This window comes from Pseudomonas sp. DL (assembly GCF_047199225.1).
GTDB lineage: Bacteria > Pseudomonadota > Gammaproteobacteria > Pseudomonadales > Pseudomonadaceae > Pseudomonas > Pseudomonas aeruginosa.
In genome coordinates this window covers 2,827,488-2,849,814 of the sequence record NZ_CP178323.1, presented here as the reverse complement: position 1 = coordinate 2,849,814, position 22,327 = coordinate 2,827,488, and the positions used below count along the sequence as shown (strand labels likewise).

The window sequence follows — 22,327 nt, the reverse complement described above, 5'->3', positions numbered from 1 at the left end:
TATCGGCGTTTATATATACGCACATATATGAAGAATGGCCGGAAGGGAGTATGGAACATTCCCTTCCGGCCATTTTCATCGCCCCCCGCGAAGGGCTCGGCGGCCGGATCCGATCAGAGCATTTCCAGCTTCGACATCAGGTCGTTCAGGCGCTCGGCCTTCTGCTCGCTGATCTCGCTCGGGGCCAGGGACTCGATGTAGCTGGCCAGCTCTTCCACCGTGGTGCATTCGAACATCGCCCGTAGCGGCACGTTGCGTTGCAGGGCCTTCTGCACCCGCGAGGCGATCTGGGTGGCCAGCAGCGAATGCCCGCCGAGTTCGAAGAAGTTGTCGAACACCCCGACCCGCTCGACCTTCAGCACCTCGGCCCAGATCCGCGCCAGGGTTTCCTCCAGTTCGTTGCGCGGGGCCTGGTAGGCCTGGTTCTGCATCTGGCCGATGTCCAGCGCCGGCAGCGCCTTGCGGTCGAGCTTGCCGTTGGCGTTGAGCGGCATCCGGTCCAGCACCAGCCAGTGCAGCGGCACCATGTAGTCCGGCAGGTCGGCGCGCAGTTGCTGCTTGATCCGCTCGAACCAGGCGCCCTGCTCCACCATCAGTCCGGCCGGCGAATCGGCGCTGGAACGCGGTGTCTCGCCGGGAACCAGGTAGCCCACCAGGTACTTGCCGTTCGCCCCTTCCTGCACCGCCACCGCCGCCTCGCGGACGTCGGCGCGTTCGTGCAGGCGCGCCTCGATCTCGCCCAGCTCGATGCGGAAGCCGCGGATCTTCACCTGGTGGTCGATCCGCCCGACATATTCCAGCAGTCCGTCGGCGCGCCGCCGCGCCAGGTCGCCGGTACGGTACAGGCGCTCGCCCGGCGCGCCGAACGGATGCGGGACGAAGGCCTGGGCGGTGCGCAGCGGATCGCCGACGTAGCCACGACCGACGCCGGTGCCGGCCACGCACAGCTCGCCCACCGCGCCCAGCGGCACCAGTTCGAAGGCGTCGTCGGCGCCGGCGCCGAGCAGGTACAGGCGGTTGTTGTCGGTGGGACTGCCGATCGGCAGGTAGGTGCTCTCGGTGGAGGCCAGGTCGACGCGGAAGAACGCCACGTCGTCGGAGCATTCCGCCGGCCCGTAGGCATTCACCAGGCCGATCCGCGGGTAGCGCTTGAGCCACTGGCGCGCCAGTTCCGGCGGCATCGCCTCGCCGGTGGGCAGCATCCAGCGCAGGCCGTCGAGGGCCTGGCGCTCTTCGGCGAGCATGCCCTGGATCAGCGACGGCACGCTTTCCAGCACCGTGATGCCCTGTTCGCCGACGTGCGCCAGCAGGCCCTGCGGATCGTGGGCGATGGCGTTCGGCACGATTGCCACGCGGGCGCCGAACAACGGCGCGGCGAGGAACTGCCAGACCGAGATGTCGAAGCTCTGCGAGGCGGTCTGGGCGATCACGTCGTTCTCGTCCAGTTCCAGGTACGGGACCTTGCTCAACTGGTTGTTGAGCATGCCCGCCTGCTCCACCATCACGCCCTTCGGCAGTCCGGTGGAGCCGGAGGTGTAGATCACGTAGGCGAGGTTCTGCGGCCCGCTGTAGACCTGCGGATCGTGCTCGGCGCCCTCGCCCTGCTGGATCTCGTCCCACACCAGCAGGCGCGGCCGGTCGACGCAGCCGAGTTCGTCGAACAGCGCCAGCGCCTGCTCGCGGCAGGCCTGGGTGCAGACCAGCACCGGCGTGCGGCTCAGCTCGACGATCCGGGTCAGGCGCTGGGTCGGATGGCCGGGGTCGAGCGGCAGGTAGCCGGCACCGGCCTTGAAGCTGCCGACGATCATGCCGAGCAGGTCGAGGCCGCGCTCGGCCAGCAGTGCCACCGGCTGGTCGATGCCGACGCCGGCGGCGCGCAGGGCGTGGCCGAGGCGGTTGGCCCGGCGGTTCAGCTCGGCGTAGCTCCAGCGCTGTTCCAGGCAACTGGCGGCGATGCGCTGCGGATGGGCCGCCACCTGCGCCTCGAACAGCCGCACGTAGCCTTGCTCCAGCGGGTAGTCGCGGGCGCTGCGGTTGCAGCCGTCGAGGAGGAAGTCGCGCTCGTCCTCGCCGAGCAGCGGCAAGGCCTCCAGTTCGCCGTGGAAACCGTCGGCCAGGGCCAGCAGCAGGCGCTTGAACTCGCCGAGCAGGCGCTCGACGGTCGGCGCCTCGAAGTAGCGCTGGTCGTAGGACAGGTGCAGGCCGAGGTCATCGCCCGGATAGCAGACCACGGTCAACGGGAAGTTGGTGTGGGTACGCCCGGAGTCGGAACTGGCGTTCAGGCTCTGCGCGCGGTCCAGCACCGAGACTTCCACCGGGGCGTTCTCGAACACGAACAGGCTGTCGAACAGCGGCTGGCCCTTGGGCAGCTCGCTGCTTTCCTGGATGGCCACCAGGGGCAGGTGCTCGTGCTCGCGCAACTCCAGGTTGCGCTCGAACAGCCGGTTCAGCCATTCGCGTACCGTGCAGCGCTGGCCGGCGGCCGGCATCTGCACGCGCAATGGGATGCTGTTGATGAACAGGCCGACGGTGCGCTGCATTTCCGGCATGCCCACCGGACGCCCGGCCACGGTGACGCCGAAGAGCACGTCGCGCTCGCCGCTGAAGCGGCGCAGGGTCAGCGCCCAGGCGGCCTGGGCGAAGGTGTTGACGGTGAGCTGGTAGCGCTGCGCCAGTTCGCGCAGGCGCGCGCCGTCGGCGGCGTCCAGACGCGTGTAGCGGTCGCCGACGATCATCCCGCCGCTCTCGCCGGCGTGCTCGCGGAGGAACGGGCGGTCGCTGGGCACCAGGGTCGGCCGCTCGAAGCCGCGCAGGCTCTCGCTCCACCAGCGTCGCGATTGCTCCAGGTCCTGGCGTTGCAGCCAGGCGATGTAGTCGCGGTAGCGCGGCGGCGTCGGCAGGTTCGCCGGGCGGCTTTCGCCGAGAGCACTGTAGATCTCGAAGAAGTCGTTCATCAGCAGGCCACGGCACCAGGCATCGATGAGGATGTGGTGGTTGCTCATCATGAACCAGTAGCGCGCCTCGCCCAGGCGGATCAGGCGCAGGTGGAACGGCGGCTGTTCGAGCAGGTCGAAGCCGGCCTCGCGCTCGCGCTTGTGCAGCGCTTGCAGGCGTTCCTCGTGGCCGTCCTCCGGCAGTTCGCTCCAGTCGAGGAACTCGATGCGGGTGCGACCGGGCTTGTGGATCACCTGCAACATCGTTTCGCCAGCATTCCAGACGAACGACGCGCGCAGCGCCTCGTGGCGGGCCACCACCGCCTGCCAGGCGGCGGCGAAGCGCTCGAGATCGAGCGGGCTGTCGATCCGGTAGCGGTCCTGCATGTAGTAGATGCCGGTGCCCGGTTCCAGCAGGGTGTGCAACAGCAACCCTTCCTGCATCGGGGTCAGCGGATAGACGTCCTCGATCTCGCCGGCCGGCACCGCCAGGGCGTCCAGTTGCGCCTGGCTCAGTTGCGCCAGCGGGAAGTCGGACGGGGTCAGGCCGCCGGCGCCGTCTTCCAGGCAATGCTCGATCAGCGCCTGCAGTTCGGCGAGATAGGCCTGCGCCAGCTCGTTCACCGTCTGCGCGTCGTAGCGCTCGCGGCTGTAGGTCCAGCGCAGCACCAGCTCGCCGCCGTAGACCTGGCCATCGACGCTCAGCTCGTTGGGCAACGGCGCCTGCTCGTCGTGGATCGGCCCGGTGGGCTGGTCCAGCGGCTGGAACAGGGCGTCGGCGAAGCTCTGGTCGAACTGTCCGAGGTAGTTGAAGGTGATCGGCGCCGTGGGCAGCGCGGCCATCGCCTGGCGCACCGCCGGATCGGCGAGGTAGCGCAGCACGCCGTAGCCGAGGCCTTTGTGCGGCACCGCGCGGAGCTGTTCCTTGATCGCCTTGATCGACTCGCCCGGGCTCTGCGCCGGGGTCAGGCGCAACGGGTAGGCGCTGGTGAACCAGCCGACGCTGCGGGTCAGGTCGATATCGTCGAACAGCGCCTCGCGGCCATGCCCTTCCAACTGCACCAGCGTCGATGGCTGCCCGCTCCAGCGGCAGAGCACGCGAGCGAGGGCGGTCAGCAGCAGGTCGTTGACCTGGGTGCGGTAGGCCGCCGGCGCCTGTTGCAGCAATTGCCGGGTACGTTGCGGGTCGAGCCGCAGGCTGACACTTTCCGCCAGCGCCTCGCGGTTGTCGCCCTGCGGGCGGTCGCATGGCCACTCGGCCGACTGCCCGCCCAGCCGGGCTTGCCACCAGCCCAGCTCTTCGCGCAGCGATTCGCTGCCGGCGTAGGCCTGCAGGCGTCCGGCCCAGTCGCGGAAGGCGCTGGTCTTGGCCGGCAACGCCGGTTCGGCGCCCTCGGCGAGCTGACGGTAGACCTGTTGCAGATCCTCCAGCAGCACCCGCCAGGACACCCCGTCCACCGCCAGGTGGTGGATCGCCAGCAGCAGGCGTTGCTCACCGGCCGGGCCGTCCACCAGCACCGCGCGCAGCAGCGGCCCCTGTTCGAGGTCGAGGCTGCGCTGGGCCTTGGCGAACAGCTCGGCGCATTCGTCGAAGGATTGCACCGGAACGTGCCAGAGCAGTTCCTGTTCGTGCAGCGGACGATGCTGCGCCAGCCACTCGCCGTCGACCTGGCGGAACGCCAGGCGCAGGGCATCATGCTGTTCGACCAGGCGTTGCAGGGACTTGCGCAGCAGGCCGAGGTCGAGGGCCTGCCGCGGCAGCAACAGCAGCGACTGGTTCCAGTGCTCGCGGCGCGCCAGCGGCAGGTCGAAGAACCAGTGCTGGATCGGCGTCAGCGCGCTGTCGCCCTGCACCGGCCCCTGCTCGGCCTGGCTGGCCTGGCTGTGCCGGGCCACCGCGGCGAGGCTCTGCACGGTCTGGTGCTGGAACAGGTCGCGGGGGCTGAAGTGGATGCCGAGCTGGCGGGCGCGGCTGACCACCTGGATCGACAGGATCGAATCGCCGCCCAGTTCGAAGAAGTTGTCGCCGAGGCCTACCCGCTCGACGTTCAGCACCTCGCGCCAAACCCCGGCCAACTGCTGTTCCAGCACGCTGCGCGGGGCCTCGTAGGCCTGCCGGTTGAGCGCCGGGTCGGGCGCCGGCAGCGCGCGGCGGTCGAGCTTGCCGTTGGCGGTCAGCGGCAGGCTGGCGAGCAGCAGCAGGTGGGCCGGCACCATGTAGTCCGGCAATTGCTGCTTGAGGTGCGTTTTCAGCGCCTCGCGCAGCGCCGCCTGGGCGTCCTCGTCCTGCTCGGCCACCGCGCTGGCGACATAACCGGCCAACTGCTTGCCGCTCGGGCTGTCGAGCGCCAGGACCAGCGCTTCGCGAACCTGCGGATGCTCCAGCAGGCGCGCCTCGATCTCGCCCAGTTCGATGCGGAAACCACGGATCTTCACCTGGTGGTCGATGCGGCCGACATATTCCACCTGGCCGTTATCGCACAGGCGCACCAGGTCGCCGGTGCGGTACAGGCGGCCGCCCTCGGCAGCGAAGGGATCGGGCACGAAGCGCTCGGCGCTGAGCGCCGGACGCTCATGGTAGCCGCGCGCCAGGCCGGCGCCGCCGACGTAGAGTTCGCCGGTCGCGCCCTGCGGCACCAGGGCCAGGTCGGCATCCAGGATGTAGGCGACCCGCGCACCGACCACGCTGCCGATCGGCACGCTGGCGGCGCCCTCCTCCAGTCGTTCGGGAGCCAGGCAGGCCAGCGGCATGACCACCGTCTCGGTCGGTCCGTAGGCATTGAAGAACGACGCCGGGGCGAAGGCCTGGCGAATCCGCTGCAGGTGCTCGCCGGTCAGCGCCTCGCCGCCGGTGATGCACATGCGCACCGGCAACTGCCGGCCCTGGCTCTCCAGCCACTGGGCGAGCTGGCTGCCGTAGCTCGGGGTGAAGCCGAGGATGCTCACGCCCTCCGCGCGGATCAGCTCGCAGATTTCCTCCGCGCCCCACTGGCCCTGGGCCCGCAGCACCACGCGGGCGCCGCACAGCAACGGGGCCAGCAGGCGCTCGCTGGCGGCGTCGAAGTTGATCGAATAGAAGTGCAGTTCACAATCCTCGGCGCGCATGCCGAAGCGCTCGATCACCGCGGCGCAGTGCATGGCGATCTCGCCGTGGGAGACCGCCACGCCCTTCGGCTTGCCGGTGGAGCCGGAGGTATAGATCAGGTAGGCCTGGTGCTGCGGCCCGCTCAGTGCTGCCAGCGGCGCGGGGTCCTCGGCGTCCAGCGCCGGGCCGTCCTCCTCGAGGCACCAGCGCGCCACGCCCGCCGGCAGCTCGCCGAGGGCCTCGAACAGCGCCGCGTGGCTGAGCAGCAGGCGTACGCCGCTGTCCTCGATCATGTATTGCAGGCGCTCCAGCGGATATTCCGGGTCCAGCGGCACGTAGGCGCCGCCGGCCTTGAGGATCGCCAGCAGGCCGACGACCATCTCCAGCGAACGCTCCAGGGCCAGGCCGACCCGCACTTCCGGGCCGACGCCATGACCGCGCAGGACGCGCGCCAGGCGGTTGGAGCGGGCGTCGAGTTCGGCATAGCTCAGGGTCTGTCCGGCGAAGGTCAGCGCCGGGGCCTGGGGGCTGGCCGCCACGCGGGCGGCGAACAGGCCATAGAGGGTGTCCTGGAGCCCTGCCTCGCCGGCCGTGCCGGCGAGCAGCAGTTGCTTCCGCTCCTCGGCGGCGAACAGCGGCAATTCGGCAATGCGCCGCTGCGGGTCGCCCAGCAGCGCCTCCAGCAGGTTCTGCCAGTGTCCGGCCATCCGCGCGATGCGCGGTTCGTCGAACAGGTCGCGGCTGTAGGTCAGGCAGCAGCCGAGGCGCTGGTCGAGGTCGGTGACCTCCAGGTTGAGGTCGAACTTGGTCGCCCGCGCATCGTTGGCGATGTACTCGACGGTCATCCCGGCCAGTTGCCGGGTCTGCTGGAACTCCCAGCGCTGGACGTTGCACATCACCTGGAACAACGGGTTGTAGGCGGCGCTGCGCGGCGGTTGCAGGGCTTCCACCAGGTGGTCGAACGGCAGGTCCTGGTGCGACTGGCCATCGATCACGGTCTGCCGCACCTGCTCAAGCAGCTCGCCGACGCTCATCTGTCCGTCGAGCCGGCAGCGCAGCACCTGGGTATTGAGGAAGGCGCCGATCAGCCCTTCGCTCTCCGGGCGGATGCGGTTCGCCACCGGCGCGCCGATACGCAGGTCCTGCTGGCCGCTGTAGCGGTAGAGCAAGGCCGCAAGGGTGGCGGTCATGGTCATGAACATGGTCAGCCCGCGGGCGGCGTTGAAGCGGCGCACGCGCTCGGCCAGCTCGGGGCTCAGGTCGAAGCGGTAGAGGTCGCCCTGGTGGCTCTGCACCGGCGGGCGTGGCCGGTCGCCCGGCAGTTCGAGCAGCGGATGCTCGTTGCCCAGCTGGGCCTTCCAGTAGTCGAGCTGGCGCTGGCGCTCGCCGCTCTCCAGCCACTCGCGCTGCCACACGCTGTAGTCCAGGTACTGGACCGGCAACGGCTCCAGCGGCGATTCGCGGTCGTCGAGGAAGGCCTCGTAGAGCGCGCCCAGTTCGCGGGCGAAGATGTCCATCGCCCAGCCTTCGGTGACGATGTGGTGCAGGGTCACCACCAGGTAGTGCTCGCGCTCGGCCATCTTCACCATGCAGACCCGCAGCAACGGCCCGCTCTCAAGGTCGAAGGGACGGTGCGCCTCGCTGTCGGCGAGGGTCTGCAGGTGCTGCTGGCGACTGTCGCGGTCGAGCGCGGAGAAGTCCTGCCAGTCCATGTGCAGGCCGCCATCGCCATGTACGCGCTGTACCGGCACGCCGTCGACGCTGGGGAACGTGGTGCGCAGGGTCTCGTGGCGCTGCACCAGGGCCTGTAGCGCGGCCTCGAAGCGCGCCACGTCCAGCGGCCCGCTCAGGCGCGCCAGGCCGCCGACGTTGTAGGCCGGGCTGTCCGGCTCCAGTTGCCAGAGGAACCACATGCGCTGCTGCGAGTAGGACAGCGGCACCGGCTGCTCGCGGTCGATGCGGCGGATCGCGCCGTGGCTGTCGGTACGTCCGGCGGCCTGGGCTGCGCGGACCTGTTCGCAGAAGGCCTCCAGTTCGCTGGCCTCGAACAGCGCGCGCAACGGCAGTTCGACGTCGCAGGCCTGGCGGGTGCGCGAGACGATGCGGGTGGCCAGCAGGGAATGCCCGCCGAGCTCGAAGAAATCGTCGCGCAAGCCGACCCGCGGCAGGCCGAGCACTTCGCTCCAGATCGCGGCGATGCGCCGTTGCAGCTCGGTCCGCGGCTCGACGTGCTCGCGCTGCTGCCAGACCGGCTCCGGCAGCGCCCGCGTATCCAGCTTGCCGCTCGGGCCGAGGGGCATCTGCGCCAGGCGCATCAACTGCGCCGGGACCATGTATTCCGGCAGTTCGGCCTGTAGCGCGGCGCGCAGACGCTGGTTCTGCTCGGCTTCCGCCTCGGCGCCGACAGCGCCGGTGTAGTAGCCGACCAACTGGCTGCCGGCCACGCCTTCGCGGATCACCACCACCGCCTGGGCCACCCCCGGCTGCGCCAGCAGGCGTGCCTGGATCTCCTCCGGCTCGATGCGGAAGCCCCGCAGCTTGACCTGCTGGTCGAGGCGGCCGAGGTATTCCAGCACGCCGTCGGCGTTCCAGCGCGCGCGGTCGCCGGTGCGGTACAGGCGCTCGCCGTCGGCCGAGAACGGATCGGCGACGAAGCGCTCGGCGCTCAGCGCCGGGCGCCCCAGGTAGCCACGGGCCAGGCCCAGGCCGCCGATGCACAGCTCGCCGGCGACGCCGGCCGGCAGCAGGTTGAACTCGGCGTCCAGCACGCGGCAGACCACGTTGCCCAGCGGCCGGCCGATCGGCGAACGCTCGCCGTCTTCCGCGCGGCATTGCCAATGGGTGACGTTGATGGCGGTCTCGGTCGGTCCGTAGCGGTTATGCAGGGCCACCGCCGGCAGGCGTTGCAACACGCGGTTGCGCAGCTCCGCCGGAAGCGCCTCGCCGCCGGAGAACAGGCGGCGCAGGCTGCCGCAGGCGGCGACGCCGGGTTCGTCGATGAACAGTTGCAGCAGCGGCGGCACGAAGTGCAGCGTGGTCACCCCGAACTGCCGCACCAGTTCCACCAGGCGCGCCGGATCGCGGTGCTCGCCGGGGGCGGCGAGGACCAGCCGGCAACCGGTGACCAGCGGCCAGAAGCACTCCCACACCGACACGTCGAAGCTCACCGGCGCCTTCTGCATCAGCACGTCGTCGCCGTCGAGGGCGTAGGTGGCCTGCATCCATTGCAGGCGCTCGGCCAGCGCCGCGTGGGTATTGCCCACGCCCTTCGGCTGGCCGGTGGAACCGGAGGTGTAGATGACGTAGGCGAGATTGTCGCCGTGCAGGTGCAGGCCCGGTGCCTGGCTCGGCCAGTTGTCGAGCTTGAGGCTGTCCAGGCAGATCGGCGTGACGCCCTCCGCGCCAGGCAGGCGCTCGAACAGATGGGCCTGGGTCAGTAGCAACTCGACGCCGCTGTCGGCGAGCATGTAGGCCAGGCGTTCGCTGGGGTAGTCCGGGTCCAGCGGCACGTAGGCGCCGCCCGCCTTGACGATCGCCAGCAGACCGACCAGCAGTTGCGGCGAACGCTCGGCGCAGATCGCTACCCGCACGTCCGGGCCGACGCCCTTGTCGCGCAGGTAGTGGGCCAGGCGGTTGGCCCGGGCGTGCAGTTCGGCGTAGCCGAGGCTGCCGCCGTCCCACTCCAGGGCGACGCGTTCGGCGGACTGCGCCAGTTGCCGCTCCAGCAGCTCCGGCAGCCAGGCGCGCGCCGGCTCGCAGGGCGCGCTGCCCCATTCGGCGAGGCGCGCCGCCTGCTCAGCGTCGACCAGGGCGATATCGCCGAGGCAGCGCTGCGGGTCTTCCGCGACCTGGCGCAGCAACTCCAGGTATTGCGCGGCGAAACGCCGGATACTGGCCTCGTCGAAGAGGTCCGCGGCGTAGTCGAAATTCAGGGTCAGGCGACCGCGAGCGTCCTCCTCGCTCTGCAGTTGCAGGTCGAACTTGGCTTCGCGGCTGTGCCAGGGCAGCTCGTCGGCGAGCAGGCCGGGCAGCCGGCGCAACGCCGACAGGTCGCGCTGCTGGTGGTTGAACAGCACCTGGAACAACTGGCCGCCCTGGCCGCAGGCTGCGAGCACCTGGTCGAACGGCAGGTCCTGGTTGGCCTGGGCGCCGAGGGTCGCCTCGCGAGCCTCGCCGAGCAACGCGGCGAACGGCTGGCGCGCCCGGGGCGTGCCGCGCAGGACCAGGGTGTTGATGAAGAAGCCGACCAGCCCCTGGGTCTCCAGGCGCTGGCGGTTGGCGCTGGGCACGCCGATGCGGATCTCGCCCTGCCCGCTGTGGCGATGCAGCAGCGCCTGGAACGCCGCCAGCAGCCACATGAAGACACTCGCCTCATGGTCCAGCGCGGCCTCGCGGATAGCCCGCGCCAGCGCTTCGTCGACCCGCAGGCTGTAGCGCGCGGCGGGCGACGCCTGGCGCGCCGTGCGCGGATGGTCGGTGGCCAGTTCCAGCACCGGCGCCGCGTCGCCCAGGCGTTCCCGCCAGTAGGCCAGTTGGCGGGCGCCCTCGCCCGCGTCCAGCCACTGCCGTTGCCAGGCGGCGAATTCGGCGTAGTGCAGTTCCAGCGGCGCCAGGTCGGCCGGCTGGCCACCGCAGGCTTCGGCGTAGAGCCGCGAGAATTCGTCGAGCAGCAGGTTCAGCGACCAACCATCGGCGACGATGTGATGCAGGGTGACCCAGAGCTGGTGCTCCTGTTCGTCCAGGCGCACCAGGCTGATCCGCAGCAGCGGCCCCTTTTCCAGGTCGAACGGCTGCTGCGCCTCGGCTTCGCGGCGCTGCGCGGCAGCCGCGGCGCGTTCGTGCTCGGCCAGCGCGGCGAGGTCGACGAACTGCCAGGCGAATTCGCCCCGCTCATCGATACGCTGCAAGGCCGCGCCGTCGCGCTCGAGGAAACGCGTGCGCAGCGCTTCGTGGCGTTCGACCAGGCGCTGGAAGCTGGCGCGCAGCGCCGCTTCGTCCAGCTCTCCGCGCAGGCGCAGGCCGCCGGGGATGTTGTAGGCGGCGCTCTGCGGATCGATCTGCCAGGTCAGCCAGAGACGCTGCTGCGCCGCCGACTGCGGCAGGTCGACACCGCGCGGCAGGTGCGCCATCGGTGCCTCGGCCGGCAGGCCGGCGGCCAGTTGGCGGCCCACCGTGGCGCTGAAGGCCTGCAGGGTCGGCGCCTCGAACAGTTGGCGCAGGTCGAGGGCGACGCCGAGACTGTCGCGCACCTGGGCGACCACCTGGGCGGCGCCGATGGAATTGCCGCCAAGCAGGAAGAAGTGATCGCGCGGCGCTACCTGCGCCACGCCCAGCCGGGCCTTCCAGATCTCGCCGATGCGTGCCAGCAGTTCGTCGTCGCCTGCCGGCGGCTGCGCCTCCTGCACGGCCTGGAGGCCGGGAAACAGCGCATAGCTGTCCAGGCTGCCGTCTTCCAGGCGCAGGCGGCAGGCGGAACGTTGCAGCTTGCCGCTGGACGTCTTCGGCAAGGCGCCGGGATTGAGCAGCGCCACCACCTTCGGCGCTTCCTGGTAGGCCTCGGCCACCGCCTGGCGGATCGAGTCGATCAGCTCCTGGGCCGGCACCGATTTCTGGACGCCGCGACCGATCTCGGCGGCGATGCCGATGCCTTCCTCGCCATCGACCGTGACCGCGAAGGCCGCGACCCTGCCCTTGCGCGCCGACGGCACCTCGCTCTCGACAGTGCGTTCGATGTCCTGCGGATAGAGGTTGTGGCCGCGGACGATGAGCATGTCCTTCAGGCGCCCGGTGACGAACAGTTCGCCGTCGCGGAGGAAGCCGAGGTCGCCGGTGCGCAGCCAGGTGCGCCCGTCACGCTCGACGAAGGTCTTCGCCGAAGCTTCCGGGTTGCGCCAGTAACCGTGGGCGATGCTCGGCCCGGCGGCCCAGATCTCGCCGACGTTGTCGTCGCCGAGGACCTCGCCGCTCGCCGCGTCGACGATCAGCACGGCGTGTTCCGGCTGGCTGCGGCCGCAGCACATCAGCACGCTGCCTTCGCCTTCGGCGATGCGGTTGCGCGCCAGCGCCTCGCCATCCACCGCCAGGGCGGGAATGCCCTGGCCGCGCTGGCCGCCGGTGACGAACAGGGTCGCCTCGGCGAGGCCGTAGCAGGCGAAGAAACTGGACGCCTCGAAGCGGCTGGCGGCGAATTTCTCGGCGAAGCGTTCCAGGCTGTCCTGGCGGATCGGCTCGGAACCGGAGAAGGCTACCCGCCAACCGCTCAGGTCGAGACGCTGCAGGGCCGACTCGGCGACCCGCTCGCTGCACAGCCGGTAGGCGAAATCGGGACCGCCGCTGACGGTGCCGCCGTACTGGCTGATGGCTTCCAGCCAGCGCACCGGACGTTCGAGGAAGTAGCGCGGCGACATCAGCACGCAGGGTACGCCGCTGAAGATCGGTTGCAGCAGGCCGCCGATCAGGCCCATGTCGTGGTACAGCGGCAGCCAGCTGACGATCACGTCGTCGGCACCGATGCCGAAGCCTCGGCGGATCAGCACCTCGTTGGCGACCAGGTTGCCATGGCTGACCTGCACGCCCTTGGGCAATGCGGTTGAACCGGAGGTGTACTGGAGGAAGGCGATGTGCTCGGGACGCACTTGCGGCTCGTCCCAGGCCTCGGCAACGGCCGGGTCCAACTGGTCGACGCAGAGCAGTTGCGGGGCGTTGGCGGCGGACAGTTGCGCGTTCATCTGCAGCAATGGCTCGCGCAGGTCAGCGGTGGTCAGGACCAGGCGCGGCTCGGCGTCGGCGATGATCGACAACAGGCGTTCCTGGTGATGGCGGCGCGCCGATTCCGGCGGGTAGGCCGGCACCGCGATGACCCCGGCATACAGGCAACCGAAGAACGCCGCGACGTAGTCGGGGCCGCTGGGAAACAGCAGTACCGCGCGATCGCCCAGCTGCGCATGGGCCTGCAGGGCCGCGGCGATGCTCCGCGCGCGCAGGTCGAGATCGCGATAGCTGAGGACCACGCCTTCGCCATCGTCCTCGGCGAGGAAGCGCAGCGCCAGGCGCTCGGGCTCCTGGACAGCGCGGCGACGCAGGGCCTGGACCAGGGTGGTGGGAAGTTCGAAGGCGTCCATCATGTGTTTTCCTGCCTGAATTCGGCTTGCAATCGAGTTCTAGTGAGTCCCGGAAACAGTCGTCGCGGCCGCCCCTCAACTGGCGGCGCGCATGCTTCCCCGGATCTTGTCCTTGTGCCAGCGCAGCAGATGCTGGCCGGCGTAGCGACGCAGCAGGCGCAGCAGCTGCCCCTGCTGTTCACGGATGAAAAAGTGCTGCCCGTCGAGCAGGTCGAGGGTGAAGTCGCCCCCGGCCTCATGCAGCCAGCCGAGCAACTCGGCGCTGCGCAGGCTGTCCTCGCGTCCGCCGAACAGGTGCAGCGCCGCGTCCAGCGGCCCATGCGCCTGGTAGCGGTAGCTGCCGGTGACGAGAAAGTCCGCTCGCACCACTGGCAACAGCATCTGCATCAGCGACGGATCGTTGAGGACGGCCTCCGGAGTACCCCGGTAGTCGCGCAACGCGGCGACCAGTTCGGCGTCGGCCTTGGCGCGCCGGTAGCCGCTGACATCGTTTTCGGCGGGCGGGGATACACCGGAGAGGAATAGCGCCAGCGGCCCTTCGAGGCCGCGCCGACGCATGGCATGGGCCAGTTCGAAGGCCAGCAGCCCGCCCAGGCTGTGGCCGAAGAAGGCGTAGGGAGAAGCGCTGTCGAGGGTGCCGTGCAGCTCGCCGGCCAATTGCGCGACCAGGCTGGCGGCATCGGTATGCAGGGCCTCGCCGAAGCGAAGGCCGCGCCCCGGCAATTCCAGGGGCAGCAAGCGGATCCAGCCCGGCAGGCTGGGCTGCCAGCGGCGGAACAGTGTGGCGCTGGCCCCCGAATAAGGCAGGCAGAACAATTGCAGGGAAACGGCCGGGCTCACCTGCCGACCTCCTTGCGCCGCTGTCGTGGCCCTCGTCCGGGGCAGAGCGCTTTCCCATGATCGATCGGCATTTCCGTCTCCTGCTGCGCACGCCGGGGCGCCGGGCACCTGCCCGCGCTGTCACAGAGGGGAACGGATAACAACGGCAAATAATTAGCGCATGTAACCGCAATCTCCGGGCAACCGCGGAGCATTGCGCGAAAGGACGCCAACCCCTATCCATTCTGATGGGTTGTGCCCGGCGCTATCGCCGCATCGGCGATAGCGATGTACGACCTGGAGCAGCCGGGGACGGTTGTCGCAGCGCCTTCGCGCAGTTCTTGCGCGGAACGCCGGCAGGAGCCGCGAGGCATTCAATACCGATTTCTAACTAGCTGATTCCTAAAGATTATTAAAAAAATTTCGTCTGCGACGCATGACTGCAACATTGGTGCGGCCATCCTTCTGAAACGCCGAAGAATTTCTCCCCTCCATCATTCGCAGCGGCTATTTGCCAGCATACGTACCATTCACGAATAAAGGTGAGATTGGTTATTTCTTCGTAATTGACAATCATTATCATTCAACATAATTTGTTGCGCCATGTGTGGGTCTCCCCCACCGCCAGTGCTCTGCAGCCCCCTCCGCAGCAAGGTGATTTCCATGTCGGAACAACTGTCTACCCGCAGATGCGATACCCCGCTCCTCCAGGCTTTCGTCGATAACCGCACGATCTTGGTGAAGATCGCCGCCCGCATTACCGGTTGCCGCTCGCGAGCCGAAGATGTGGTCCAGGATGCGTTCTTCAGGCTCCAGTCGGCGCCGCAGATCACTTCGTCGTTCAAGGCACAGCTCAGCTACCTGTTCCAGATCGTCCGCAACCTGGCCATCGACCACTACCGCAAGCAGGCGCTCGAACAGAAATACTCGGGGCCGGAGGAAGAAGGCCTGAACGTGGTGATCCAGGGCGCCTCGCCGGAAACCTCGCACATCAACTACGCGACCCTCGAACACATCGCGGATGCCCTCACCGAGCTGCCCAAGCGCACCCGCTACGCCTTCGAGATGTACCGCCTGCACGGCGTGCCACAGAAGGACATCGCCAAGGAACTGGGCGTCTCGCCGACCCTGGTCAACTTCATGATCCGCGACGCCCTGGTGCACTGCCGCAAGGTCACCGCCGAGCGCCAGGGCGACAACGTCACCCATCTCAGCGCCCGCCGCTGACGGCGGCGAGCATTCCTCAGCGCCGGTAGCGGCGCACCGACGCCGCCTGCGCCTCGGCCCTGGCGGCGAAATGGGTTCCCAGCAGCAACAGCGCCGCGCGCTTGTGGCGAAAATCGAAGGGTTGGCCGCAGCAGCGGCAAAGGCCCGGCGCGGTTTCGCAGCGCGCCTTTCCCAGCGTTGGCCTCGGCGGCTCAACGGGACCGTCCAGGTAGAAATGGTGGACCAGCGCCGCCAACCACTCCGCCACCCGCTCCGGCTCTCCCCGCTCCCGCGGCCCAAGGGCGTAAAGCAAGCCCGTGGGATCGCCACGCCGGCGCTCCTCCTCGATGAATGCGCAGGTCGCGACAGGTTCAGGACGCTCCTGCGCCGGTTCGTGCGACTCGTTGCACGCAGGCCGCTGCCTGTCGCAGCGGGCATATGGATCGGCCTCGCGGCGCTCGAGGGGCGACGGAAACGACAGGCTGGAGGCTGGAGACGGAAGCATGGCCGGCTACTCGTGGGGCTTGCCTGAGTAACGTCGCATCCCGCCGCGAATTTACCCGTCCAGCCCGGCGTCCGGCCGAACGGCCATCAATAGACTTCCGGCACGATGATCTCGCCGGGCGTCGGATGCCTGACGTAATCGGCGTGGCGCAGGCGCTCCGGCAGGTGTACCGGCGGCTGCGGAACTTCCCGGTAGGGCATCTGCTGCAACAGGTGGTGGATGCAGTTCAGCCGCGCGCGCTTCTTGTCGTCGGCCTGTACCACCCACCAGGGCGCCTCGGGGATGTGGGTGCGTTCGAGCATGGTTTCCTTGGCCTTGGTGTAGGCCTCCCAGCGCCGCCGCGACTCCAGGTCCATCGGACTGAGCTTCCACTGCTTGAGCGGATCGTGGATACGGCTGAGGAAACGCAGGTGCTGCTCGGCGTCGGAGATGGAGAACCAGTACTTGAGCAACTGGATGCCCGAGCGCGCCAGCATCTTTTCGAACTCAGGCACGCTGCGGAAGAATTCCTCGTATTGTTCGTCGTTGCAGAAACCCATGACCCGCTCGACCCCGGCGCGGTTGTACCAGCTGCGGTCGAACAGGACGATCTCGCCACCGGCCGGCAGGTGCGAGACGTAGCGCTGGAAATACCACTGGGTCTGCTCGCGGTCGTTCGGCGCGGGCAGCGCGGCGACCCGGCAGACCCGAGGGTTGAGGCGCTGGGTGATGCGCTTGATCACGCCGCCCTTGCCCGCCGCGTCGCGTCCCTCGAAGAGAATCACCACCTTGTGCCCGGTGTGCACCACCCAGTTCTGCAGTTTCACCAGTTCCCGTTGCAGGCGGAACAGTTCGCGGAAATAGCGGCGCCGACTCAATTCGCCGGGCGCATCCTCCTGCTCGGGACCGAACAGCTCGTCCAGGTTCAGCTCGTCGTCGAGCAGTTCCTGCTCCAGCTCTTCGTCGTGTCGATCGAGCCAGTCGCGACCGATGCGGCCCGAGGTATCGCCATAGGAGTCCATGCGCTGCTCTCCACGTCATGCCGAAATACCGCGAATGCTAGGCGCGTCTTCATGACGGTTTGGTGACGGTTCGATGAAAACGTAGCGATCGCCCGCCGTCGAAAACAGTCGAAAGGTCACTGAAAGTCAGAAAATTCCCTAATCATTTGAATGACTTGGCCTAAGCTGGCCAGCCTCTCCGCACTTTCCACATGCTCCGCGCACCCCGGCGACCGCCGGGGCGAACCGCGCCCTTGCGGCGCCATTGATCGGAGATCAACCATGCAAGCGTTTTCCAAACAGCAACTCATCGATGCGCTGAACGCCCAGAGCAGCGACCTGGCCACCCTGCAGAGCCTGGTCATGGGCCTCTACCTGTGGATTCGCGACAGCCATGGCCAGGCCAGCGTCGATGCGGCCTTCCAGCGCGCCCGCGAGGAGGCCAGGCAATTCCGCCAGCAGAGCGGCAACCAGGCTGACGAGCGATTGATCTTGCACCTGGCGGAAATCGTCCGCGAACAACCCTGAGCCATGACCGGCACAGACTGACCGGTTCGGCCTGACTGACTCAAGGCCGCAAGGCAGTCCCGGGCGCCGCGGAATCGACTTTCGCGGTGTCCTCCGCGGGCAGCACCCGGATGGTCGCGGTCACACCGGCGCGCAAGGTGTTGCGCTGGCGATAGGCGGGATCGATGGCGATGCGCACCGGAATTCGCTGGGCCAGCTTGACCCAGGTATAGCTCGGGTTGATGTTCGCCAGCAGGCGCGAGCCCTCGGCATTCTCCCGGTCGGTGATGGCATGGGCGATGCTCTGCACGCGCCCGTCGAAGCGCTCGCCGCTCATCAGTTCCACCCGCGCCCGGCTGCCGACGCGGATGCCCGGCAACTTGGTCTCCTCGAAGTATCCGCTGACATAGAACGAATCGCGGTCCACCAGCGCCAGCAATGGCACCCCGGCGTGGGCGTAGTCGCCCTCCCGGGTCTGCAGGTTGGTCACGTAGCCGCTGACCGGGGCGCGCACCTGGGTACGTTCGAGGTCGAGACGGGCCTGCTGCAAGGCGGCTTCGGCAAGCTCCACGTTGGCCTGGGCCAGGCCGAGGCTGGCCTGGTTCCTCAGCAACTCGGCCTGGGCCAGGCTGACGTCGGTCTGGGCCTTTTCGTTCTCTTCCACCGATAGCATCGAGCGCTTCTGCAATGCCGAGCGCCGCTGCGCCTCGCTGCGGCGCTGGCGCAACTGGGCCTGGCTGGCCTCGATCGCCGCGCGCGACTCGCCCAGCGCCGCCCGCGCCACGTTCACCGCGCGCTCGGCGCGCAGCACCGCCAGTTCATAGCGCGCCGGATCGATGCTGAGCAGCAGCTCGCCCTTCTCCACGGGCTGGTTGTCGCTCAGCGGCAACCGGGTGATCAGCCCGGAAACGTCCGCCGACAGCGTCACCACATCGGCGCGGACCCGCGCGTCACGGGTCCAGGGCGTGCGGGTGTAGCGTTCCCAGGCGAGGAACACCAGCGCCGCCGCCACCAGCACCGCCAGCAGGGTGGCCAGGCGCGGCCATTTGCCTTGCAACAGGTTCATCGGGACATCTCTCCCATCCACAGGATCAGACCGGCGCAGATCGCGCAGTACAACGCGCCCTGGAACAGCGCTTCGTGCCAGACCCGCTGCAACACGCCGAAGCGCCGCAACAGCGGGTTGAGCAGCAGCAGGATCAGCCAGGCCAGCAGCAGCGCCTGGGCGATCGGCGGCAGGTAGGCGCCCCCGACCTCGACATCAGCGGGCATGTCCGCCCTCCTCTTCTGGTTCTTCGACGACCGCCGGTGCGCCGCGGTCCTCCTCCAGCAGCGTCCGATAGCGTTGCAGCGACTGCTGCAGGATCAGTACCGCGACATTCATGATGAAGCGCTGCCGCGTCGCCCCGAGGTCCTTCGACGGCTGCGCCAGCAAGGCCTCCAGGCCCCGGCCGAAACGCCGCAGGGCGGCCAGGGCGAGGTCCTGCCGCGGGGCGTCCGCGCCGCCGGCTATGTAGGCGGCGACCTCGCGCAGCGCCTCGCCCAGCAGCGGCTGCAACTCCAGCGGCACCACCCCGGCGTCATGCAGCGGCTCGCGCAGGCGGTTCAACGCCACGCCCATCACCACGCAGCCCAGGGCGCACTGGAAACGTTCCGCCGCAGCCGGCTCCTGGCTCGCCGGCAGCAGGCCGACCATCACCGCCAGGCGATCGATCATCCGCGTCTCGAAGGCGAAGCGCTGCGCCTCGCTGGCCTCGCAGCGCGACATTTCCGCGACGTCCTGGCGCGACAGGTAGAGCAGCCGGCGCAGGCGCGGGCCGGCGCGGAACGGATAGACCAGGGCGAACACCAGCACGGCGAGGACCGCCGCGGCGAGGAAGCCGCCGACGAACTCGAACCACTGCGAAGCGTTGCTGTAGTAGACCGCGATATTCTGCGGCGCCACCATCAGCAGGGTCTCCAGGCCGATGCCCATGGCGATCCCGGCGCTCAGCGGGCTGCTCAGGCCGACCGCGACCACGTACAGCAGCAACGCCATCCACAGCGCCAGCCACTCGAAGTCGGCGGATGCCGGCAACAGCACGAACAGCAGCGCCGCCGAGATCAGGATCGCCAGCAGCAGCCCGCGCAGGAAGTTCTGCGCCGCCAGCAGCGGACGCGGGAAGGTCGCCATCAGCGAGCACATCACGCCGACCAGCAGCAGGCTGCTGAGGGCGCCGTTCCAGGCGCTGGTGATCCACAGCCAGGCGGCGCAGGACAAGGCGACGAAAGCGCGCACGGCGTTCATCGAGGCCAGCGCCCAGTCCAGGTGCAGCGCCTGCGCCTGGCCACGGCGGTAGAAACTGCTGGCCTGGCGGCCGGACTGGATCGCATCGTTGAGTTCGAGCACTTCGCCCAGGCGCTGGAACAGCCGCGCGTATTCCCAGCGCAGGATCGCCACCTGCGGGCGCAGCGCCGGGCTCAGCGCCTCGTCGTAGGACTCCGCGCGCGTCGCCGCGGCATCGAAGGCCTGGCGCACCGCCTGGAACTCCTCCAGCACCTCGGAGGGTACCGCCCGCCCCTGCTCGGCCAGCGCGTCCAGCACCCGCAACGCACGATCCAGCAGTGCCTGGATATCCGCCGGCAACGGCCCGACCCAGTGCGCCCGCACCAGCAGGCGATGCTGGCGCAGCAGCAACAGCCGCGAGGCCATCAGCACCAGCAGGTTACCCAGCAACTGCACCAGGCCATCGGCGCGGCGCAGGTTCGGCGCGTCGAAATAGAGGTGCCGGCGCAGGCCGTCCAGCGCGGTGATGCTGGCGACCAGTTGCATCTGCCGCTGGTTGAACGACTCGTCGCCCTCGTCGCCGCGGATCACCGCCGCGGCGTGCCGCGCGGTACTGCGGATCAGGCCGTCGACCTGGGCGAAGTAGCCCTTCGCCACCGCCTGCGGTCGCGCGCTGAGCAGGCTGACCAGGGCCACGCAGGCGACGCCCAGCAGGGTCTCGGTGACCCGCACCACGGCGAGCATGAAGGTGTTTTCCGGATCGGGAATCGACAGCACGGCGACGATCACCGCGGTGAAGCCGCTGAGCACGAAGGCGTGCGAGTCGGTGTAGCGCAGCAAGGTGCCGCCGGCGGTGCAGAGCGCCAGCCAGAGTCCCAGGGCGACGAAGAACGGCAACGGTTGCTGGGCGAACAGCGCCATGATCAGCACCGCCACCACGGCGCCAGCGAAGGTACCGAGGACCTGGGCGAAACTGCGCTTGAGAGCCATCCCGGCCAGCGGCTGGCTGACGATGACCACGGTCATCAGCGCCCACTTCGGCTGCTCCAGGTCGAAGAGGAAGGCCAGGTAGAGGGTCAGCAGCCCGGCGGCGACGGTGCGCAGGGCGAACAGCAGGGTTTCCCGCGGCGGCCGCCAGAGCAAGCGGGCGTAGAATTTCAGCCCTTCCATGCCCGGCCCCGCACCTCCAGGCAACGGTTGGCCGCGGACCAGGCGGCGATGAAGCGACTCGACATGCTGGTTTCTCGTTCGGGGTTCATGCGGCGGGTTCGCTTCCAGTCTAGAAGGCGCAAGGAAATCCGTGGCCGCCTACGGGGGCGGGCAGGTGCGGTCGGCCACGGAGCGACGAGTCGCGGCTACAGGGTAAAAGCCCCGACAGCCTTCCCGGTAGCGCGTCCAGGCGAAAACCGTTTTCGCTGAGAACGAACGCTGCGGCGCCTTTCGATTGGGTAAGCTTGCTCAAGGCTGGATCGATTTAGCTTGCGAATCAAGCGGATAGAAAGCCCAAGGAAAACGACCAGGAGGAGCCGAGAATGCGTCGAGCGATTGCCACTGTATCGTGGGCCCACCGATGAGCCTGCGTTTCGACGATATCGAAGCCTTCCTCAACGTCGCCGAACTCAACAGCGTGACGTCGGCGGCCGAGCGCATGAGCCTGTCCAAGTCGGTGATCAGCAAGCGTGTCAGCGATCTCGAACGACGCCTCGGCGTCCGCCTGCTCTACCGCACCACGCGCAACGTCGAGCCGACCGAGGCCGGGCATTTCTTCTACAAGGCCGCCAAGGCCTCGCTGCAGGAACTCAACAACGCCGCGGAGATCGTCGCCCTGCGCGAGAACGACCTGTGCGGCGAATTGCGCATCGTCACCCCGATGAGCTTCGGCACCCTCTGGCTGTCGCCGATCATCGCCGACTTCATGAGCCAGCACCCGCGCCTGGAGATCGTCCTGCAGATGGACGACCGCCTCACCGACTTCGAGAAGGAAGGCTACGACCTGAGCATCCGCGTCACCCGCCTGGACGACAGTTCGCTGATCGCCCGGCCGCTGGCCAACAGCCAGCGGGTGGTCTGCTGCAGCCCCGACTACGCGGAACGCCACGGCACGCTGGACACCCTCGAACAACTGATGCAGCACGAGTGCCTGGGCTACAACAACGCCACGCCGAGCCAGGTCTGGACCTTCGAACCGGCGTTCCCCGGCGCCAAGCCCCGTGCCGTCTCGCCACGCGGACGCTTCAGCAGCAACAACGGCCAGGCCATGCGCGACGCCGCCCTGCGCGGCCAGGGACTGGCGTTGCTGCCGCTGTTCATCGTCGCCGAGGACCTCAAGAGCGGCCGCCTGGTGGACGCCGCGCCCGGCCTGCGCCCACTCGACGACGTGATCTACGCGATGTATTCGCGGGCGGCGGCGATGTCGCCGAAGGTCAAGGCGTTCATCCAGCATCTCCAGCAGGCGCTGTCGATCCCGCCCTGGGGCAACGGCTGAGCGACCGAACCATTCCCGCGAGGCTCCGGTCAGATACTGGGCATGCGGAGAAGACTCCCAGGAGCCTGTCGTCTCTCCCCCGTCCGGCCACCCGGCCCACAAAGGAGAACTGCCATGATCGTGCGTACCCTGCTCATCGCCGCCGCCCTGCTCGGCGGCACCGCCCAAGCCGCCGAAAGCACCGACCTGTGCGGCGCCAACCTGCAGAAGCTGGACGATATCCTCGCCGTGCGCGGCAAGACCTCGGTCACCGGTGCGCGGGTCACCGAGGTCAAGGAACTCCAGGCCAAGGCCAGGCAGGACCAGGCCAGCGGCGACACCAAGGGTTGCATCACCGCCACCACCCAGGCCCTGCAGATCCTGCAGAACACCGGCAAGAAATGATCCGCGACAGACGCAAGGCGGATAACCGCAAGCGGT

Annotated in this window: 11 protein-coding genes; 4 read left to right on the top strand and 7 right to left on the bottom strand. The window is 68.7% G+C overall.

Annotated elements, in window-relative coordinates; translation table 11 throughout:
* Positions 1 to 113: 113 nt before the first annotated feature.
* Positions 114 to 13,142 carry a pyoverdine non-ribosomal peptide synthetase/polyketide synthase PvdL gene (gene pvdL / locus ACI766_RS13435; protein ID WP_087823952.1) on the bottom strand — a complete coding sequence of 4,343 codons (13,029 nt, stop codon included), beginning with the start codon at positions 13,140 to 13,142 and terminating at the stop codon, positions 114 to 116.
* Positions 13,143 to 13,214: 72 nt separating this feature from the next.
* Positions 13,215 to 13,979 (bottom strand): pyoverdine biosynthesis thioesterase PvdG, encoded by a 765-nt coding sequence (gene pvdG / locus ACI766_RS13430; RefSeq protein ID WP_034000793.1) that lies wholly within the window; start codon positions 13,977 to 13,979, stop codon positions 13,215 to 13,217.
* Positions 13,980 to 14,621: 642 nt separating this feature from the next.
* Between pvdG and pvdS the strand changes: the two genes are divergently transcribed.
* Positions 14,622 to 15,185 (top strand): pyoverdine signaling pathway sigma factor PvdS, encoded by a 564-nt coding sequence (gene pvdS / locus ACI766_RS13425; RefSeq protein ID WP_003113068.1) that lies wholly within the window; start codon positions 14,622 to 14,624, stop codon positions 15,183 to 15,185.
* A gap of 16 nt (positions 15,186 to 15,201) precedes the next feature.
* Here the strand turns inward: pvdS and ACI766_RS13420 are convergent, their stop codons facing one another.
* Together ACI766_RS13420 and ppk2 are read right to left on the bottom strand one after the other, a co-directional pair.
* A complete protein-coding gene (locus tag ACI766_RS13420; protein WP_016253400.1) occupies positions 15,202 to 15,669 on the bottom strand; it encodes a hypothetical protein in 468 nt (155 codons plus the stop codon).
* Between the two features lie 86 nt (positions 15,670 to 15,755).
* The gene (gene ppk2 / locus ACI766_RS13415; RefSeq protein ID WP_003089666.1) at positions 15,756 to 16,670 is read right to left on the bottom strand and encodes a polyphosphate kinase 2; all 915 of its coding nucleotides are present in this window, start codon (positions 16,668 to 16,670) and stop codon (positions 15,756 to 15,758) included.
* A gap of 261 nt (positions 16,671 to 16,931) precedes the next feature.
* On the opposite strand from ppk2, the gene ACI766_RS13410 reads away from it, so the two are divergent.
* A complete protein-coding gene (locus tag ACI766_RS13410; protein WP_003113070.1) occupies positions 16,932 to 17,177 on the top strand; it encodes a hypothetical protein in 246 nt (81 codons plus the stop codon).
* Between the two features lie 40 nt (positions 17,178 to 17,217).
* On the opposite strand, the gene ACI766_RS13405 is transcribed toward ACI766_RS13410, so the two are convergent.
* From ACI766_RS13405 to ACI766_RS13395, 3 genes are read right to left on the bottom strand one after another with little or no spacing between them, the layout of a single operon-like run.
* Positions 17,218 to 18,222 (bottom strand): HlyD family secretion protein, encoded by a 1,005-nt coding sequence (locus ACI766_RS13405; protein ID WP_003116902.1) that lies wholly within the window; start codon positions 18,220 to 18,222, stop codon positions 17,218 to 17,220.
* Positions 18,219 to 18,428, bottom strand: a complete 210-nt coding sequence (locus ACI766_RS13400; RefSeq protein ID WP_003116901.1) for a DUF1656 domain-containing protein — start codon at positions 18,426 to 18,428, stop codon at positions 18,219 to 18,221. The genes ACI766_RS13405 and ACI766_RS13400 overlap by 4 nt, the downstream gene beginning before the upstream one ends.
* On the bottom strand, positions 18,418 to 20,592 hold the full coding sequence (locus ACI766_RS13395; RefSeq protein ID WP_058180338.1) for an FUSC family protein: 2,175 nt from the start codon (positions 20,590 to 20,592) through the stop codon (positions 18,418 to 18,420). The genes ACI766_RS13400 and ACI766_RS13395 overlap by 11 nt, the downstream gene beginning before the upstream one ends.
* 400 nt (positions 20,593 to 20,992) lie before the next feature.
* Between ACI766_RS13395 and ACI766_RS13390 the strand changes: the two genes are divergently transcribed.
* On the top strand, positions 20,993 to 21,907 hold the full coding sequence (locus ACI766_RS13390; protein ID WP_023088352.1) for a LysR family transcriptional regulator: 915 nt from the start codon (positions 20,993 to 20,995) through the stop codon (positions 21,905 to 21,907).
* Between the two features lie 114 nt (positions 21,908 to 22,021).
* Entirely contained in the window at positions 22,022 to 22,291 is a 270-nt protein-coding gene (locus tag ACI766_RS13385) for a hypothetical protein (RefSeq protein ID WP_003102968.1), read from the top strand.
* Positions 22,292 to 22,327: the final 36 nt, after the last annotated feature.

Bases quoted from the DNA above. Each gene is read 5' to 3' on its own strand.
- ACI766_RS13395 (WP_058180338.1), bottom strand. From the start codon at position 20,592: ATGGAAGGGCTGAAATTCTACGCCCGCTTGCTCTGGCGGCCGCCGCGG.
- ACI766_RS13400 (WP_003116901.1), bottom strand. From the start codon at position 18,428: ATGCCCGCTGATGTCGAGGTCGGGGGCGCCTACCTGCCGCCGATCGCC.
- ACI766_RS13385 (WP_003102968.1), top strand. From the start codon at position 22,022: ATGATCGTGCGTACCCTGCTCATCGCCGCCGCCCTGCTCGGCGGCACC.
- ACI766_RS13410 (WP_003113070.1), top strand. From the start codon at position 16,932: ATGCAAGCGTTTTCCAAACAGCAACTCATCGATGCGCTGAACGCCCAG.
- ACI766_RS13390 (WP_023088352.1), top strand. From the start codon at position 20,993: ATGAGCCTGCGTTTCGACGATATCGAAGCCTTCCTCAACGTCGCCGAA.
- pvdS (WP_003113068.1), top strand. From the start codon at position 14,622: ATGTCGGAACAACTGTCTACCCGCAGATGCGATACCCCGCTCCTCCAG.
- ACI766_RS13420 (WP_016253400.1), bottom strand. From the start codon at position 15,669: ATGCTTCCGTCTCCAGCCTCCAGCCTGTCGTTTCCGTCGCCCCTCGAG.
- pvdL (WP_087823952.1), bottom strand. From the start codon at position 13,142: ATGATGGACGCCTTCGAACTTCCCACCACCCTGGTCCAGGCCCTGCGT.
- ACI766_RS13405 (WP_003116902.1), bottom strand. From the start codon at position 18,222: ATGAACCTGTTGCAAGGCAAATGGCCGCGCCTGGCCACCCTGCTGGCG.
- ppk2 (WP_003089666.1), bottom strand. From the start codon at position 16,670: ATGGACTCCTATGGCGATACCTCGGGCCGCATCGGTCGCGACTGGCTC.